Genomic DNA, 16,865 nt, shown 5'->3' with positions numbered 1-16,865 from the left:
CCGGGGGCTCAGGCCTCCGGCGGATCCTCTTCCGCTTTCCTGACGCGCGATTCGTACTGTTGCAACCACAGCGGGAAAACGTGGATCGGCATCGGCTTGGCGAAATAATATCCCTGTAGGGCATTGACCTCGCGTGAGCGCAGATAGTCGGCCTGTTCCTCCGTTTCCACCCCCTCTGCCACCAGTTTCAGCTTCAGGCGCTGCGCCAGCGTAATGATGGTGTCGGTCACCGTGGCGTTGACCGCGTCGGTGCCGATGGCGGCGGTAAACCCGCGATCGATCTTCAAGACGTCCGGGCTGAGGTTCTTCAGGTAGCTCAGCGAGCTGTGGCCGGTGCCGAAATCGTCGATGGCCAGCATGATCCCCATGTCTTTCAGCGTGCGGATCTGGTCATGCTGAATTGCCGACAGCGCGGTGCGTTCGGTCAGCTCCAGCATCAGCGAGGGCATCGGGTGCGCCGGCAGCCAAATCTGGCGAATATCGTCGATGATATTGAGCGTTTTAAAATGCTCGGCGGCGACGTTGATGCTGATGTAGAACGACGGCCGGGGCGGGAACAGCTGCAGATTTTCCGTCACGGTGCTCATCAGGTAGCGGGTGAGCGGAATGATCAGCTCATGCTGCTCGGCCAGCGGAATAAACACGTCGGGCGAGATCCACCCTTGCCGTTTCTTTTTCCAACGCAGCAGCATCTCAACGCCGGCGCAGCGCCCGGTATCGCTGTGGATGATCGGCTGGCAGTAGACGCGGAACTCGCGATGGGTGATGGCATGGCCGATGTGATAAGACAGGCTCATGCGGTTGGCGGTGAGCAGATAGACCACATAGGCGGCCAACAGGCTGATCAGCAGCGCCAGCGGAATATGGCGCGGCAGGGCGGAAAGCGCCAGCATGCCGATCTGCGGGCCGAACAGCGAAATCGAGAACGGATACAGCGCGGAACCGGCGGTGTAGCGCAGATCGTTGGTCAGGGTATCGCGGCTCAGGATTTCGCGGCGGCCGTATTCCAGGCTGCTGTCGGCCACGTTCAGCACCACGCGCTGAACGTAAGGCTCCTGCGGCTCGAGTAAAAAGTTGGACAGCAGCTCGATATTGAATACGTGCAGCACGCCGCTGGTTTTATCGCGGGGCGATGGCGTCCACAGCACCAGCGTGGGCAGACCTTTGCTCACCGCCAGCGAGGGGCGCAGCGCCAGCCTGGCGTCGCTGTTGACGAAGGAGGGCATCACCGCGGCCAGCTGATAATGACGGGCGCCAAACAGGCTGGAGCAATAAATAATGCCGTTCTTCACCAGCAACATGGCGCGCAGCGCCTGATTTTGCGCGGCGCGAAAGCGCAGGGTAGATGACACGTTCTCGCAGGACTGGTTCAGCATGTCCATGCTGCGTTCCGCCTGCAGCTGCGCCGGCGTCAGCAACTGGTTGAGCTTGCCGACGGTGCGGGTGGCCAACGTGTGTTGGCTCAACTCGATGCTTTTGACCTCTTGATAGTAACGGGTATACAGCGATACCAACAGAATAGCCGCGCCCACCGCTCCGGCCAGCAGCCAACGGTAGTAACGATATCGGGACGCGGCGAGGTGGGTCATCAACATCCGGTAAATCCTTGTTCGGTAATCCAGCTCCGAGTCACAGTCAGGCGATTGATCCTTAAGTTGCGCTCGGCTAATTCTAGCCTGAGGTTATACAAGATTGATGGTAACTCAGTAAATTATTTCAGTTTGGTAAAACAGAAGGCCAATTTGCAGGCTAACCGCCGGATCGATGAGAAAAATGCAGGATTTTTTCTGGTGACATTGTCACTAAAACGTTCAATGAATTGATTACCCATAAAAAACCCCGCCGGGCGGCGGGGTTATCTGTCAGTCGCATTGCACCTTGATTGCCAGGCCGCCGCGTGACGTTTCGCGGTACTTGGCGTTCATGTCTTTGCCGGTTTCGTACATGGTCTCGATCACCTTATCCAGCGAAACGCGCGGCTCGCTGGTGCGGCGCAGGGCCATGCGGGCGGCATTGATCGCCTTGACCGAGGCGATGGCGTTGCGCTCGATGCACGGCACCTGCACCTGGCCGGCGACCGGGTCACAGGTCAGACCCAGGTTGTGTTCCATGCCGATCTCCGCCGCCACGCACACCTGCTCAGGGCTGCCGCCCAGCAGTTCGGCCAGGCCGGCCGCCGCCATGGAGCAGGCTACGCCGACTTCACCCTGGCAGCCGACTTCGGCGCCGGAAATGGAGGCGTTCATCTTGTACAACGCGCCGATGGCGCCCGCCGCCATAAAGTAGCGGATGTAGATGTCCGGGCTGACGGACTCGATGAAGTGATCGTAGTAAGCCAGTACCGCAGGCACGATGCCGCAGGCGCCGTTGGTCGGCGCGGTAACCACGCGGCCGCCGGCGGCGTTTTCTTCGTTAACCGCCAGCGCGAACATGTTGACCCAGTCGATCACGTTCATCGGATCGCTGGACAGTTTGTCCGACGCCACCAGCATGCGGCGCAGCGCGGAGGCACGGCGCGGCACGCGCAGCGGCCCCGGCAGCACGCCTTCGGTGTTCAGGCCGCGATCGATACAGGCACGCATGGTTTGCCAGACGTTGCCGAAGTAGGTCTCGATCTCTTGCTTGCTGTGCAGCGCCAGTTCGTTCTGCATCACCATGCCGGACAGCGACAGCCCGGTCTCGCGGCAGTGATCGAGCATTTCGCGCGCGGAGTTGAACGGATAGGGCATTTGCAGCTCTTGCTCGGCGTCCTTACCGAAGTTCTCCTCGTCGACGATGAAACCGCCGCCGATAGAGTAATAGGTCTTGCTGTACACTTCTTTATCGCCGGCGAAGGCGTGGATCTGCATGCCGTTTTCATGCAGCGGCAGGTTGTCGCTGCGGAAGACCATGCCGCCGTCGCGCGGGAAATCGACTTCATGCAGGCCGTTGGCCAGCATCAGGCGTTGACGTTGTTCTACATCGCGAATAAAACCCGGAATGCTATCGATATCGACGGTGTCCGGCATGTTGCCGGCCAGGCCGAGAATGATGGCGATATCGGTATGGTGACCTTTGCCGGTCAATGAGAGTGAGCCGTAAACGTCTACGGCAACACGCGTGATAGAAGGCATCAGGCCTTTATTTACCAGATCGTCGACAAACTGTTTGCCGGCTTTCATCGGTCCAACCGTATGAGAGCTGGACGGGCCGATGCCGATCTTAAACATGTCGAAAACGCTAATCACGCTAAAACTCCTTAAAGAGACGTATTGTTATGGCTGCGGCGGTTAAAAACCGCGCAGGGAACAGCGATATTGTAAAAGGGCCGTGCGGGTTCGGCTGCCTTTTTCGCATGAAATTAAATAATCCGTGGTGTCGCTTTTTTTCCTGATTACCCGGGGCGAACCCTTAAGCGGGGTATCCGCTTTCGCCCAAGCTCCATTAGCGGTAATCGCGCCAGCCTTCCGTGCTGAACGCCGCCGGCTTAATCCCTGTTTCTACAGTGGTTTATCTCGGACGGTGGTATTTTACAGGTATTTCGTAAGGTTTAAGAGAGGGTTTACAGTTTTTTTAAAACCATTCAACCGGAACGGTAGTTGAAAAAGCGATCAAATGAAGTGATTTCGATCGCTTTACCTGCAGCTGACGCCGACGGCCATGCCAGATTGCGAGTCAGATCACGCAATGCGGGCTAAATACTGACCTGTTGCGCCAGGCGGCGAATGATGGCGGCGGTCAGCCCCCAGATAAACTGGCTGTGATACCAGGAGAGATAAATGCGGTGCGTGCGGCCGGCGCGGTGAATATCCAGCGGGTAGTAACGCGACAGGGTCAGCGCTTCCCGCAGGGGCATCTCGAACACGTCCGCCACTTCGCCCTCGTTGGCGCGGAACTGCACGTCCGGCGGGATCAGGCCGACGATAGGCGTGACCTGAAATCCGGTGCTGCTGTCGAGCGGCGCCATTTGGCCGAGGACGGTCACCGCGTGCGGCGGTATCGCCACTTCTTCCTGCGCTTCCCGCAGCGCCGTGACGATCGCCGATCCGTCTTCGGCGTCGGTCTTGCCGCCGGGGAAGGCCACCTGGCCGGCATGTTTGCGCAGCGAGTCGGCGCGGCGGGTCAACAGCAGCGTCGGCTCGGCGCGGCAGACGATCGGGATAAGCACCGCCGCCGGGCGCACATTGTGCGAGATCTGCGCCGCCTGCGGCAGCTGCAGTTGAAAACGGCTGATAAAGGCGTGCAGCGAGGCCGGTGAGTTCGATGGGATCACGACGAGGCATACTCCCCAAGCTGCGGCAGAATACGGCCAACCTTGTCGAAGGTCTCCTGGTATTCCGCCTGCTCCTGGCTGTCCGCCACGATGCCGCCGCCGGCGGAGCAGTGGATGCGGCCGTTTTCGGTGACGAGCGTGCGGATGGTGATGTTGGTGTCCATGGCGCCGCAGGCGCTCAGGTAACCGATGCTGCCGCAATAGGCGTTGCGCCGCTGCGGCTCCAGCTCTTCGATGATTTCCATCGCGCGCACCTTGGGCGCGCCGGTGATCGAACCGCCGGGGAAGCAGGCGCGCAGCAGCTCGGTGGCCGAGGCCTGCTCCGGCAGGGTGGCGGTAATGGTGCTCACCAGGTGGTGCACGGCGGGGAACGGTTCCACGACGAACAGTTCCGGCACCCGTACGCTGCCGGGCTGGGCGACGCGGCCGATATCGTTGCGCAGCAGATCGACGATCATTAGATTTTCAGCGCGATCCTTGGGCGAATCGGCCAAGCGGCGCGCCTGTGCGGCGTCCTGTTCCGCGTCCGCCAGCCGCGGCAGCGTACCCTTGATCGGGCGGGTTTGGATGCGCTGCTGCGCCAGCCACAGGAAGCGCTCGGGAGAGACGCTCAGCACGCTGTTGTGCGGCAGCCGCAGGAAAGCGGAAAACGGCGCGCGGTTGCAGGCGCTCAGTCGGCAAAACGCCTGCCATTCATCCCCCTGATAGTCGGCGGAGAACCGCTGCGCCAGATTAATCTGGTAACAGTCGCCGCTGCGCAGGTAGTGTTGAATACGTTGGAACTTCTCGCCGTATTGCCGGCGGCTCATATTGGCACGCCAGCCGCTCAGCAGCGTGAAGGGGCGCTCCGTCGGCGCGGTTTGGCTAGTAAGCCAGCGCCAGCGCTGCTCCACATCGCCATAGCTGAGCAGCGTCAGGGTTTGCAATTGGTGGTCGGCGATCAATGCCCAGTCATAAATGCCCACCGCCATGTCCGGCAGAGCGAGGTCGGCTTCAGCCAACTGCGGCAAGGTTTCCACCCGGCGCCCGAGATCGTAGCCGAACAGCCCCAGGGCGCCGCCCTGAAACGGCAGATCCGGGTTAAACGCCGGCTGCCAGCCTTGCGCCGCCAGCTGCTGTTGAAGCAGGGAGAACGGATCCTCCTGAGACTCAATGGTGACGCCGTCACTTTCGATTGTCGTGCCGGCGCCCTGGGTGGTGAGCGTAACGCGCGGCTGTGCGACCAGGATATCGAAGCGGTTATGCGAATGGTCGGCGAAGCCAGAATGCAGCAGCATCGCCCAGGGCTGTGCTGAAAGCGGGGCGAAAAGCGTCATCAGGGCACTGCGGCTGTAGGGCAACGATTTTATGTTTGGGGCGGTTACGCTCATGAACGTCAATAAACCTGGCTGTGAGGGCGGCGATATCTGGCGGCTAGTGTGCCATAGACGGTCACGTCATGCATGTTTTGCCATGCGCGGCATGCAGCACAGTTCACATAAACGGCAGTTCAATAAACCTGAAATAAGGCATTTTTTGCGCCATTGATTATACTTCGATATGTTAAAAATTTAACGTCAAATGCACTGGAAGCCTATTTATCGCGGGCGCAAGGCTCGAAAAATATAAAAAAAGATTCGTTAATTTCATAAATTTATTATTTCTGCTTGTTATTAGATGCGGAGCGGCGTGGTTTTGCCTGATTTTAGCCAGCGTCGCCGCCCTTTGGAATTAATGGGTTAATTACTCAGCGCTTTCTGGCGCTGGTTTGAATAAAGAAAAGCAGGTTCGGTTCCATTAGCCGCTGCGGGAATTTGCAGGCGTCACGCTATTTCAGCGTGCGCTGAACCCTATGCGTCTTTTAGAAAAGTAAAATTATTATTTTGTTACATTATCATTAAAGAGCTGCCTATGTCGTTAATGCTGAGCGTGATCGTCCCGATGCACAATGCGGGGGAATTATTGGAGCCTTTCCTGGCCTCGCTGCTGGCCCAGCGTGAGCAGCGGTTGGAGGTGATCATCGTCAACGATGGTTCCACCGACGGTTCGGGGGAGATCGCACACCGTTACGCGGCGGCGCATCCGCATATTCGTGTGATCGATCAAGCCAATGCCGGTGTTTCTAACGCGCGCAATGCCGGGCTCGCCGTTGCCCGAGGCAAATATGTGGCGTTTCCCGATGCCGACGATGTGCTGGCGCCGGACATGTATTCCACGCTGCTGGAACAGGCGGAACAACACCAATTAGACGTGATGCAATGCAATGGCGAACGCTATTTCACCAGCCAGGATGAATTGCAGCCGATTTTTCCCGAGGCGCGTTTGCGCACCACCGACGTTATCACCGGCGTACAGTGGTTTGAACGTGCGCTGAAATCGCGAAAGTTTATTCACGTTGTATGGCTGGCAATATATCGCCTCGACTTTATTCGCCAGCATCGGCTTTATTTCGAGCCGGGATTGCATCACCAGGATATTCCCTGGACAACGGAAGTCATGTTTAATGCCAAACGGGTCAAATATTTAAGCACGCCGCTGTACCGTCAACGGGTGCACGACAAATCGATCAGCAACCGCCGTCGCACCGGTCAGGCGAACGTGGATTATCAACGCCACTATATGAAAATCGTCGAGATGCTGGAGCGGCTCAACCGGCGCTATGCCGGCACTGTCGCCATTCGTCCGGCTTTCCATTGGCAAATCACCCGCGAAGCGCTGGGCATTTGCCACAGCATTCGTCGTGAGCCGGATCCGGCTGCCCAGAGTCAGATCACCGAAGAGTTCTATCAGCGCGGCATCGACAGAGCGATGTTCGCCAATGCGCGCGGTCTGAAACAGGGGTGGCATGTCATGCTGTGGCGGCATCGGCTGAAGCAGTGGCGCAGCGATAACGGCTGCTCGCAACCGGCCTGAGCCACAAGACGTTGGGATCCGCCGCGTTAGCGCGTATACTCCTTCTCCCTTTTGCCGGAGAAAACGACACATGCATGCAGGTATGCCATTACTGAGTCACGCGGAGCAGCAGGAAGCGGCGGATCGCATCCATCAACTGATGGAGCAGGGCATGAGCAGCGGTGAAGCCATTGCTCGCGTTGCGCAGGAAATTCGCGAGAAGCATCAGGGCGCTCAGGTTGCGGTACTGTTCGATGACGATGATGAAGACGAGCAGCATGAGGCCGCCCCGGAGGCGTCGCGGAATGACGATGCTGAAGAAGACGAAGACTATTGACGTTATCGGGGCCGCGTAAGCGGCCCCGTGAGTATCAGCCGTTGACCGCCACGGCGGCGGCGGCTTGTTTCGCTTGCTCCACCGCCTGTTCCGTCGTTTCCGCTGTCGCCAGCGCTACGCCCAGGCGACGCTGCCCGGCGATCTCCGGTTTGCCGAACAGGCGCAGCTGGCTGTGCCCGCGCAGCGCGTGTTCCAGGCCGCCGAAGCGCACATCGCTGCTGGTCAGCTGTGGCAGGATCACCGCCGAAGCGGAAGGGCCGAACTGGCGGATGGCGCCAATCGGCAACCCGAGAAATGCGCGAACGTGCAGGGCGAACTCGGACAGATCCTGTGAGATCAACGTGACCATGCCGGTATCGTGCGGCCGCGGAGACACCTCGCTGAAGATCACGTCGTCACCACAGACGAACAGCTCCACGCCGAACAGGCCGAAACCGCCCAGGGCCTTCACCACCTTCTCCGCGATAGCCTGAGCGCGGCTCAACGCCGCAGCTGACATGCGCTGCGGCTGCCAGGATTCGCGATAGTCCCCATCCTCCTGACGATGGCCGATCGGCGCGCAGAAATGTACGCCGTCCACGGCGCTGATGGTCAACAACGTAATTTCAAAATCAAATCTTACCAGCCCTTCGACGATCACCCGGCCGCCGCCGGCGCGGCCGCCCTGTTGGGCGTAATCCCAGGCGCTTTGCAGCTGCTCAGGCGTGCGGATCAGGCTTTGTCCTTTGCCGGAAGAACTCATCACCGGTTTGACGATGCACGGGTAGCCGATGTGCTCGACCGCCTGCCGGAAAGTCGCCTCGCTGTCGGCAAAGCGGTAGCTGGAGGTGGGCAGGCCAAGCTCTTCCGCCGCCAGACGGCGGATGCCTTCACGGTTCATGGTCAGGCGCGTGGCTTCGGCGCAGGGCACCACGCGGTGGCCCTGGCGTTCAAGCTCGACCAGCATGGCGGTGGCGATCGCTTCGATTTCGGGAACGATATAGTCCGGCCGCTCCTGTTCGATAACGGCTTTCAGCGCGTCACCGTCCAGCATATTAATGACGTGGCTGCGGTGCGCCACGTGCATGGCGGGGGCGTCGGGATAGCGATCGACGGCGATCACTTCCAGGCCGAGGCGCTGGCATTCAATGGCGACTTCTTTACCCAGCTCCCCGGAGCCGAGCAACATAACGCGGGTGGCGGAAGGGCGCAGGGCGGTTCCAATCGTTAACATAGTTTCGTACCTGGATCGGTGAAAGTAAGCGGATTGATGATCGGCGGGCAGTATATACGAAAACGATTGCGTGCGCAGCCGCTGCGCCAAGTTTGTTGCTAACTTACTGTTTTTATAACAAGCAGAAATATTTGCCCTGCATGTGCGATTATGCGTTAATAACCGACGACGAAAGAAGACCCACATATCGCATGGTTTTCGCGTCTCGTGCCATCAAGGCAGGTTTATCAAGTAAAGGAAACACAAATGAGCAAGATCACTGGTCACGTTAAATGGTTCAACGAAAGCAAAGGTTTCGGCTTCATCACGCCTGCCGACGGTTCTAAAGACGTTTTCGTTCATTTTTCCGCTATCGTTAGCGATGGTTTCAAGACCCTGGCTGAAGGCCAGCAGGTTGAGTTCTCCATCCAGGACAGCCAACGTGGCCCAGCCGCAGCCAACGTCGTCGCCATTTAACGACTGAGCCGCCAAGAAACCCGCCGCCGGCGGGTTTTTTTATGCCCGCTGCCCGTAACGCCGCCCATCTCTGTTATCATTTGCCGCTGATTCGGCGCCAACCTGCGGGCGCGCCGCCATTCCATTCGTCATATAAGAGTTATCGCCGTGAGCACAGTTTCTTTTTCTTCCCTGCCGCTGCCAGCCGAACAGTTGGCCAACCTCAACGAACTGGGGTACGCCAAAATGACGCCGGTGCAGGCCGCCGCGTTGCCCGCCATTCTGCAAGGGCGGGACGTGCGCGCCAAGGCGAAAACCGGCAGCGGTAAAACGGCGGCGTTCGGCATTGGTCTGCTGAATAATATCGTCGTCGCTCAGGTCGCCACGCAGGCGCTGGTGCTCTGTCCCACCCGTGAATTGGCCGATCAGGTGAGCAAAGAGCTGCGTCGCCTGGCGCGTTTCACGCAAAACATCAAAATCCTGACGCTGTGCGGCGGCCAACCGATGGGGCCGCAGCTCGATTCGCTGGTGCACGCGCCGCACATCGTGGTGGGGACGCCGGGGCGCATTCAGGAGCATCTGCGCAAGAAAACGCTGCTGCTGGACGAACTGAAGGTGCTGGTGCTGGATGAGGCCGACCGCATGCTGGACATGGGCTTCGCCGACGATATCGACGATGTGATCAGCTACACGCCGCCGCAGCGTCAGACGCTGCTGTTTTCCGCCACCTATCCGGCGGGTATCGAACGCATCAGCGAACGCGTTCAGCGCCAGCCGCTGAGCGTCGAAGTGGGCGATGACGAAGCGCAGACCGCCATCGAACAACGCTTCTATGAGACCACGCGCGATCAGCGCCCGGCGCTGCTGGTGTCGGCCATTCGTTATCATCAACCCGCGTCCTGCGTGGTGTTCTGCAATACCAAACGCGATTGTCAGACGGTGCTTGAGGCCCTGGAGGCCCGCGGCATCAGCGCATTGGCGCTGCATGGCGATCTGGAGCAGCGCGATCGCGACCAGGTGTTGGTGCGCTTCGCCAACCGCAGTTGCCGGGTGCTGGTGGCGACCGACGTCGCCGCTCGCGGGCTGGACATCAAAGAGCTGGAGCTGGTGGTTAACTACGAACTGGCGTTCGATCCCGAAGTGCACGTGCACCGTATTGGCCGTACCGGCCGTGCCGGCATGAGCGGGCTGGCGATCAGCCTGTGCACGCCGCAGGAAATGGCGCGGGCGCATGCGATTGAAGACTACCTGCAGATGACCGTCGATTGGGCGCCGGTGTCCGAGCTGAGCGGGGCGGCCAACGGTTCGCTGGAGGCAGAGATGGTGACGCTGTGCATCGACGGCGGCCGTAAGGCGAAGATCCGCCCCGGCGATATCCTCGGCGCGCTGACCGGCGATGCCGGGCTGACGGCGGCGGAAGTGGGCAAGATCGACATGTTCCCGGTGCATGCCTACGTCGCGATCCGTAAAGCCAGCGCACGCAAGGCGCTGCAGCAACTGCAACAGGGCAAAATCAAAGGCAAGAGCTGCAAGGTGCGGCTGCTGAAATAAGCCGAAGGCGGGCGGCGGTTTGCCTTCCCGCCGTTATCTATTTATACTGTATATAACTACAGGTGTTTGGGCATTTGAGGACGCACGCATGGCGGTTGAAGTTAAATATGTGGTGGTGAGAAACGGTGAGGAAAAAATGACTTTCGCGAGCAAGAAAGAAGCCGACGCCTACGACAAAATGCTGGATTTGGCGGATAACCTCGGAGAGTGGTTGCAACAGGCGCCGCTGAACCTGGATGACGAACAGCGCGAAGGGCTGAGCTTCTTCCTGGCGGAGAATAAGGATGCGCTGGGTCTGATTCTGCGCGGCGCATCACCGGCGGAAACCGGCGGAAAACAAAGCGAAAAAAACGGTCTCTAACTCAAAAGAGGGATCTGCGTCAGAAAAGCAAGCGGCATAATGGCTTATGTTGCGGTGTTGTGATGAAAAAGGATCTAAAATGAGCCGTGAAATAACTTTCTTCAGCCGCTTTGAGCAAGACATTCTGGCGGGGCGCAAAACCATCACCATTCGGGATGCCAGTGAGTCGCACTTCGAACCGGGCGAGGTATTGCGCGTAAGCCGCAATGAAGACGGCGTATTTTTCTGCTTTATCGAAGTGCTGTCGGTAACGCCGGTGCGCCTGGATGCGCTGACCGAACGCCATGCACAGCAGGAGAACATGTCGCTCGGCGAACTGAAGCAGGTGATCAAGGAAATCTATCCGGGCCTGGATGCGCTGTTTGTCATCGAGTTCGTCAAACGGTAACCCTTTGCCGAAACCCTGTTGTGAGCCAGGGATGGGCGCCCGGATAGCGCTAATCACAACGGGAGGACACATGAAAAAAACGGCTTTGGCTATCGCCTTGTTGGCCATGATGGGAGCATCGACTGCGGTGTGGGCGCAGGTTCAAGAGCAACGCAGCGCCAAGGTGGGGCAGTGTGCGGGGCTGCAGCCGGCGGATATCGCCGCCCAGGTCAAGCGCGACTTCTTGCAGAACCGCATCACGCGCTGGGAGGCGGACAAAAAACTGCTGGGCACCGCAACGCCGATCGCCTGGGTCAGCCCGGATGCCATCACCGGCAAGGATCAGGTGTGGCAGGTGCCGCTGACTGTGCGCGGCACCAAGGCGGATAAAACCTACAACGTGACGCTCAACTGCAACACCGGCGAGATCGCCTACAGCGCGCCGCAGTAATCGTTTTCCGCAATAAAAAGCCCGCCTGGCGGCGGGCTTGATGCATCAAGAGGCGGTCAGTCGCTAAACGGGATCACCAACTCGCCCGGCTTCACTTCCAATCCCTTCGCCAGTTTTTTCGCCAGCGCTTCGGTTTTGCTGTTGTCAGGATTCAGCACATAAGCCGGCTTTTGGTCGAAGTAAGACTTCAGCGACTGATTCAGATATGGCGTCAGCGCTTTCATCACCGTCTGCATTTTTTCCGGCTGCACGCTGTAATCGGTCAGTTCCATGTCTTTAAGGTAAATGGCGCCCTGTGCACGGTCGTAAACCGGCTGCGCTTTCAGCGTCAGCTTCAGATCCGCCGCCTGCGGGCCGAGAATCGACGTGATATTGACCTTGGCATCGCCGGAAAGGGTGACCTTGCCCGGCTCGCTGCGGCCAATCTGGCTTTGCAGCTGCGTCAGTACGATGTTGGCGTCCACCAGGCCGGGCACGCCGATCTGCTTCTGATAGTCGTTGTGTTTCTGCAGGTAATCATTCACTTCCTGCTCGCTCAGGGTGTACTGGGTCAGTTGATTGCAACCGGCCAATACGCCGGCGAACAGCAGGGCGGCTGCGCCCATCAGGATCTTCTTCATTAATGCCTCATTGCGACTGCTGGCGAAAAGTGCTGCAGATAATTGATTAATCATTATAAACGTTCCGCCTGCCCCTGAAAACGGCAGGCGGCGATGTGCAGGGGATAGTGCGCGCAAAAGTGGGCGACACCTATCGGATAACGCCGAAAGCGTCAACGTCGCAATCGCAGCGCCAAGAGCGCCACGCCGGCCAGGCAGGCCGCGCCCCCCAACAGCGGGAACAGCGGAATGCCCCACAGCCGCAGCGAAGAATGCATCAGATAAGGCGCCAGGCCCAGGGCAAAAGCGGCGGTGACGATAGCGATGGCCAGGGTGACGGCGGCGCGCTCCAGCGCTTTGCTCAACTGACCGAGGTTCCTGACGTTGATATCGGCATTGAGCTGCCCGCGTTTCAGACGGCGCACCATCAGCCGCAGGGTTTGCGGCAGTTCTTCTCCGGCGTCGAGCGCTTCCCCGCCCAGAGCCAACAGCCGCTGGCGCACGGCGTCCGGGGCATAGCGTTGCAGCACCGTTTGTTGCAGCATCGGTTTGAGCGTGGCGACGATGTCGAAGGCCGGATCCAATCGGTGCAGCACGCCGTCGGCGGTGATTAACGCCTTGAACAGCAGCACCAGATCGGGCGGCAGCGCCAGTTGGTGCTCACGCGCCATCACCAGCAGGTCGGTCAGGGCCTTGCCCAAGGTCAGAGTGGCGGCGGCCTGTTTGTCGAGAAAGTTTTGCGCCGCCAGCTCCAGATCCATCAAATCCAGCGGTTCGCTGTCCGACCAGGCGATCAGCGTGTTGACGATGCCTTCGGACTGACGATCGGCGATGGCCTGCAGCAGCAGGAGCAACTGGTTGCGCCGCCGCTCGGACAACTGGCCCACCATGCCGAAGTCGATAAAGCCGACGCGGTCACCGCTCAGCGCCATGACGTTGCCGGGGTGAGGGTCGGCGTGATACAGCCGATGCTCCAGGACCATGCTCATAAAGGCGCGGGCGCCGCGTTGCGCCAGCAGCGGGCCGTCAAAGCCCGCCGCCGCCAGCTGCTGAGGGTTTTCCGGCGCGGTGCCGGGCAGGTATTCCTGCACTAACAGGCGCGGGGAAGACCATTGCCAATAGATTTTGGGCACGACGACGTCAGGTTGATGGGCGAACATCCCGGCGACGCGGTCGCAGTTATGCCCTTCGTGGGTCAAATCCAGTTCATGATTGAGCGCCGTCGCCAGCGCTCTGACCATCTGCCGCGGCCGATAGCGCGCCAGCGCCGGGCTCTGCTGCTCTACGGTTTCCGCCAGCGAGGCCAGCAGCCGCAAATCGGCGTGGATGGTTTTCGCCAGACCGGGCCGCAGCACTTTCACCACCACCTGTTCGCCGCTGTGCAGGCGTGCGCGGTAGATTTGCGCCATCGACGCCGCCGCCAGCGGCGTGCGATCGAATTCGGCGAACAGCCGCTCGGGTTCGCCGCCCAGGTCGGCAACGATCTGTGGCGCCAGCGTTTCCCATGGCAACACTGCCGCCTGGCTGTGCAGGCGATCCAGTTCGTCGGTCCAGGCCGGATCCAGCAGGTCGGAGCGCGTGGCCAGGATCTGGCCGAATTTGACGAAGGTAGGCCCCAGCGCCTCGAGCGCTTCGCGCAGCCGCTCAGGCAGGGTTTGGGCGTCCTGTTGGGCGGATCCAGCGCGGGCGCCGCGCAGCAAAGCCCCCAGGCCCAGCAGACGCAGAACGTCTTGCAGACCATAACGGATCAGAACGGAGGTTATTTCCTTCAGCCGCGCCCGATCGCGAGCGGTGGCGAGCACCATTTTCAGCATCAGTACGCCATATCCTTTTGGTTGCTCAAACGTTATTGTTCCATATCCAGCAGCAACGGCACCTCGCTGCGCTGCGCCATGCGGTTGCGGTAGGCTTCCACGTTATCCGGCAGCGCAACCCCGGCGACGATCGACAATGAGCGCAGCAGCGGGAACAGGTGAATATCGTCCTCGGACAGTTCGCCGTTCACCGCGTCGGCGGAGACGATCAGCGGCGACAGCGCTTGCAGATCGGCTTCCAACTGGGCGATCAGATCGGCGCTATTGGCGAGATGCTCGGCGAAATCCCCGATTGACGCCTGCTTTTTATCGATAAAGTAACGGCGGGCGCTGTCGGTGGCAAACTCTTCGAAATCGGCATGCGCAATTCGCGGCAACAACAATTTCGCGCTGTAACCGCCCACCCGCTGCAGCCACTCGGCGATGGCCGGGTTGGTGCGGCCGGTCAGTACCGGCTTGCCGTCCAGAGCATCGACATAGCGCACGATATCCAGGCTTTCCGGCATCGCTTCACCGTTGTCTTTGACCAGGATAGGCACCATTTTTTGGCCGATCAGGTTAAACGGAGTCGTTTCATCGTCGTTGAGCAACGTGACCAGGCGAATCGGCAGACGTTTCAGGCCGAAAATCATGCGGGCTTTCACGCAGAATGGGCAATGATCGTAAATAAACAGTTTCATGCTTGCTCCGGGTTGTCAGGTTTTAACAGCAATAGTTACCACAGCTTATCGAGGCTGTCTTGACGTGCGTGTGTTGGATGGTGCGTTATTGCGAAATTGCCCGCGCATCGGCGCGGGCCAGGGGGCGTTATTTCTTGGCCGGTACTGAGTTGAGCACATCGATCAGGTGAATGCGAGCTTCATCCAGATCGATTCGGTCACGTTCGTTGGCGGCGGTGACGACCTGCAGCTGTTTGATAATATCGTTTTTCAGGCCGGCGTCGCTGGCGAGGATATGGGCCAGCGCCTTCTCCACCAGGGTGGCGCGCGCATAAATCATGCGCAAGTTCAGTATCATATGTTCGAGTAGTTGCGGTAATTTTGCTTCTTCACTCATGCCGACGGGCTCCTGTGGGTGTTTTTACTAACAGGATAGCAGCTGTTGCCGATTCGGCCGGATTTCTATGGCGTCAACCGCCGCGCAGCATCATCGACGCGCTGCGCCGCGGGCTGAACTGCCAGTACAGCGCCAGCAGCGTAGCGAAGCCTACTGCTCCAAGCAGCAACCAGGGCAGCTCCGGCATGTTCATCGTCCGGCCGGTATCGTACATCCAGCCGCCGCCGGTATAACCCAACGCGCCGCCCAGCGCCAGGCCGAGGCGGCTGAAGCCCATATAGCTGCCGCGCGCACGCGGATCGGCCAGCGAAGCGCTCAGCGTTTCGCGCGCCGGTTCAGCGATGATCGATCCCAGATAGAAGCAGCAGATCAGCGTGAATACACCCTGCAAGCTGGTGGCGAGACCGATCGGCAGCAGGCTGAGCGTCATCAGCAACAGGCCCGCCATCAGGCGCTGCTCTAGCCGGAAGTGTTTTTCTCCCCAACGCGCCAGCGGATAGAGCAGCGATAGCGACAGCGCCGCTTCAATCGCATACATCCATTTCACCGCCGCCGGTGAACCGGCGATTTCGTTGACCACGATCGGCATCATCAGCATCACCTGCACCGCCAGCATGTAATAACCGGTCAGCGTCAGGACATAGGTGAGGAAGCGGCGATCGCGCAGGACCCGCAACATGCCTTCCTTCATCGGTATGCGCACGGTAGAGATGCGGTAAGCCGGCAGTAGCCAGGCGTTCCAGCCGGCGGCCAGCACGAAGATCGCCGCTCCAACCCAGCAGACAAAGTGGAAATCGTACTGCAGCAGCCAACTGCCGATCAGCGCGCCGACCACCGCACCGGCGCTGTCCTGCATCATCAGCAACGAGAAAAAACGGCCGCGTTCGTGCGGACGGGTCAGCTTGATCACCAAAGCGGTGCGCGGCGGATCGAATAACGTGCCGCCGAGGGCGGACAGCGCGCAAGAGAACCACAGGATCCAGGGGGCATCGGCCATCGCCATGGTGGCGAAACCGGCGGCGCGCAGCAACATGCCGGTGACGATCATCGGCTTGGCGCCGAAGCGATCGGCGATGGCGCCGCCAAAGATGCCGAGCCCTTGTTGCAACAGCTGCCGCAAACCCAGCGCGATGCCGACGATCAGCGCCGCCCATCCTAATTGATCGACAAAGCGGATCGAAATAAGCGGAAAAACGACAAAGAAGCCTAAAACCACCAGCAGATTATCGAGCAACAGAAAATATTTACCCAAGCTGCGTGCTTGCGACACCAGAGACATGCTTCACCATGAGCAATTAAAGAAAGAGGGGGGAACAACGCTTCCATTCTCTACCCAATTCCCCTACGGCGACAGGGGGCGTGTAGATAATATTTTTTTATCGTCAAGGTGTTACCTGTGCTGCAAAATGGGCGGAAAAACGCCGTAAAACGCGTATTCGGCGATTTACTGAGCGACCGGGATTTTACCTCGGGGGCGGGCTACGGTTATATTGAATGCGGGGAAGTGCGGTTCTGAGGCGCTATTGGCAAAATAAAGTCATGGCATCAGATCGGCGCC

At 59.5% G+C, this 16,865-nt stretch carries 17 protein-coding genes; 7 read left to right on the top strand and 10 right to left on the bottom strand.

The features are described from left to right. Positions 1 to 8 precede the first annotated feature (8 nt). From ACJ8PI_RS09885 to pabB, 4 genes are all read right to left on the bottom strand, one after another. The gene (locus ACJ8PI_RS09885) at positions 9 to 1,595 is read right to left on the bottom strand and encodes an EAL domain-containing protein (protein ID WP_164134364.1); all 1,587 of its coding nucleotides are present in this window, start codon (positions 1,593 to 1,595) and stop codon (positions 9 to 11) included. 267 nt (positions 1,596 to 1,862) lie between these two features. Beyond that, positions 1,863 to 3,227: an L-serine ammonia-lyase gene (gene sdaA / locus ACJ8PI_RS09880; RefSeq protein WP_033634884.1), complete on the bottom strand. Its 1,365-nt coding sequence runs from the start codon at positions 3,225 to 3,227 to the stop codon at positions 1,863 to 1,865. Positions 3,228 to 3,673: 446 nt separating this feature from the next. Then, positions 3,674 to 4,252, bottom strand: a complete 579-nt coding sequence (locus ACJ8PI_RS09875) for a CoA pyrophosphatase (RefSeq protein ID WP_033654422.1) — start codon at positions 4,250 to 4,252, stop codon at positions 3,674 to 3,676. Further along, the gene (gene pabB / locus ACJ8PI_RS09870) at positions 4,249 to 5,622 is read right to left on the bottom strand and encodes an aminodeoxychorismate synthase component 1 (RefSeq protein ID WP_060438811.1); all 1,374 of its coding nucleotides are present in this window, start codon (positions 5,620 to 5,622) and stop codon (positions 4,249 to 4,251) included. Before pabB ends, ACJ8PI_RS09875 begins: the two co-directional genes overlap by 4 nt. A 520-nt stretch (positions 5,623 to 6,142) precedes the next feature. On the opposite strand from pabB, the gene ACJ8PI_RS09865 reads away from it, so the two are divergent. Both ACJ8PI_RS09865 and ACJ8PI_RS09860 read left to right on the top strand, forming a co-directional pair. Next, positions 6,143 to 7,144 carry a glycosyltransferase gene (locus ACJ8PI_RS09865; RefSeq protein ID WP_033634882.1) on the top strand — a complete coding sequence of 334 codons (1,002 nt, stop codon included), beginning with the start codon at positions 6,143 to 6,145 and terminating at the stop codon, positions 7,142 to 7,144. A gap of 70 nt (positions 7,145 to 7,214) precedes the next feature. After that, entirely contained in the window at positions 7,215 to 7,460 is a 246-nt protein-coding gene (locus tag ACJ8PI_RS09860) for a YoaH family protein (protein WP_033634881.1), read from the top strand. Positions 7,461 to 7,494: 34 nt separating this feature from the next. Here ACJ8PI_RS09860 and purT read toward each other — a convergent pair whose 3' ends face one another. Further along, entirely contained in the window at positions 7,495 to 8,673 is a 1,179-nt protein-coding gene (gene purT, locus ACJ8PI_RS09855) for a formate-dependent phosphoribosylglycinamide formyltransferase (protein WP_060427416.1), read from the bottom strand. A 246-nt stretch (positions 8,674 to 8,919) separates the two neighbouring features. Here purT and cspE point away from each other — a divergent pair, with 246 nt between their 5' ends. From cspE to yebF, 5 genes are all read left to right on the top strand, one after another. Further along, positions 8,920 to 9,129, top strand: a complete 210-nt coding sequence (gene cspE / locus ACJ8PI_RS09850; protein WP_004927572.1) for a transcription antiterminator/RNA stability regulator CspE — start codon at positions 8,920 to 8,922, stop codon at positions 9,127 to 9,129. Between the two features lie 147 nt (positions 9,130 to 9,276). Further along, on the top strand, positions 9,277 to 10,659 hold the full coding sequence (gene dbpA / locus ACJ8PI_RS09845; protein ID WP_060421399.1) for an ATP-dependent RNA helicase DbpA: 1,383 nt from the start codon (positions 9,277 to 9,279) through the stop codon (positions 10,657 to 10,659). A gap of 88 nt (positions 10,660 to 10,747) precedes the next feature. After that, positions 10,748 to 11,020 carry a YebG family protein gene (locus tag ACJ8PI_RS09840; protein ID WP_164134366.1) on the top strand — a complete coding sequence of 91 codons (273 nt, stop codon included), beginning with the start codon at positions 10,748 to 10,750 and terminating at the stop codon, positions 11,018 to 11,020. Positions 11,021 to 11,099: 79 nt separating this feature from the next. Next, positions 11,100 to 11,408, top strand: coding sequence for a N(4)-acetylcytidine aminohydrolase (gene yqfB, locus ACJ8PI_RS09835; protein WP_004927562.1), 309 nt, complete (start codon positions 11,100 to 11,102; stop codon positions 11,406 to 11,408). Between the two features lie 70 nt (positions 11,409 to 11,478). After that, positions 11,479 to 11,838, top strand: a complete 360-nt coding sequence (gene yebF, locus ACJ8PI_RS09830) for a protein YebF (protein ID WP_033634875.1) — start codon at positions 11,479 to 11,481, stop codon at positions 11,836 to 11,838. A gap of 56 nt (positions 11,839 to 11,894) precedes the next feature. Here yebF and ACJ8PI_RS09825 read toward each other — a convergent pair whose 3' ends face one another. From ACJ8PI_RS09825 to mdtH, 5 genes are all read right to left on the bottom strand, one after another. Next, positions 11,895 to 12,458: a lipoprotein gene (locus ACJ8PI_RS09825; protein WP_004927555.1), complete on the bottom strand. Its 564-nt coding sequence runs from the start codon at positions 12,456 to 12,458 to the stop codon at positions 11,895 to 11,897. A gap of 152 nt (positions 12,459 to 12,610) precedes the next feature. After that, entirely contained in the window at positions 12,611 to 14,251 is a 1,641-nt protein-coding gene (locus ACJ8PI_RS09820) for an ABC1 kinase family protein (RefSeq protein WP_164134367.1), read from the bottom strand. A 32-nt stretch (positions 14,252 to 14,283) separates the two neighbouring features. Beyond that, the gene (gene grxB, locus ACJ8PI_RS09815; RefSeq protein WP_047571591.1) at positions 14,284 to 14,931 is read right to left on the bottom strand and encodes a glutaredoxin 2; all 648 of its coding nucleotides are present in this window, start codon (positions 14,929 to 14,931) and stop codon (positions 14,284 to 14,286) included. 127 nt (positions 14,932 to 15,058) lie between these two features. After that, positions 15,059 to 15,307, bottom strand: a complete 249-nt coding sequence (locus ACJ8PI_RS09810) for a hypothetical protein (RefSeq protein ID WP_033634870.1) — start codon at positions 15,305 to 15,307, stop codon at positions 15,059 to 15,061. A gap of 73 nt (positions 15,308 to 15,380) precedes the next feature. After that, positions 15,381 to 16,586, bottom strand: coding sequence for a multidrug efflux MFS transporter MdtH (mdtH, locus tag ACJ8PI_RS09805; RefSeq protein WP_033654414.1), 1,206 nt, complete (start codon positions 16,584 to 16,586; stop codon positions 15,381 to 15,383). Positions 16,587 to 16,865 lie beyond the last annotated feature (279 nt).

It is taken from the genome of Serratia sp. CY82433 (genome assembly GCF_052166535.1).
In the GTDB taxonomy this organism is placed as follows: Bacteria; Pseudomonadota; Gammaproteobacteria; order Enterobacterales; family Enterobacteriaceae; genus Serratia; species Serratia sarumanii.
The sequence above is the reverse complement of the archived record's forward strand: the minus strand, read 5'-3'. Positions and strand labels throughout refer to the sequence as shown.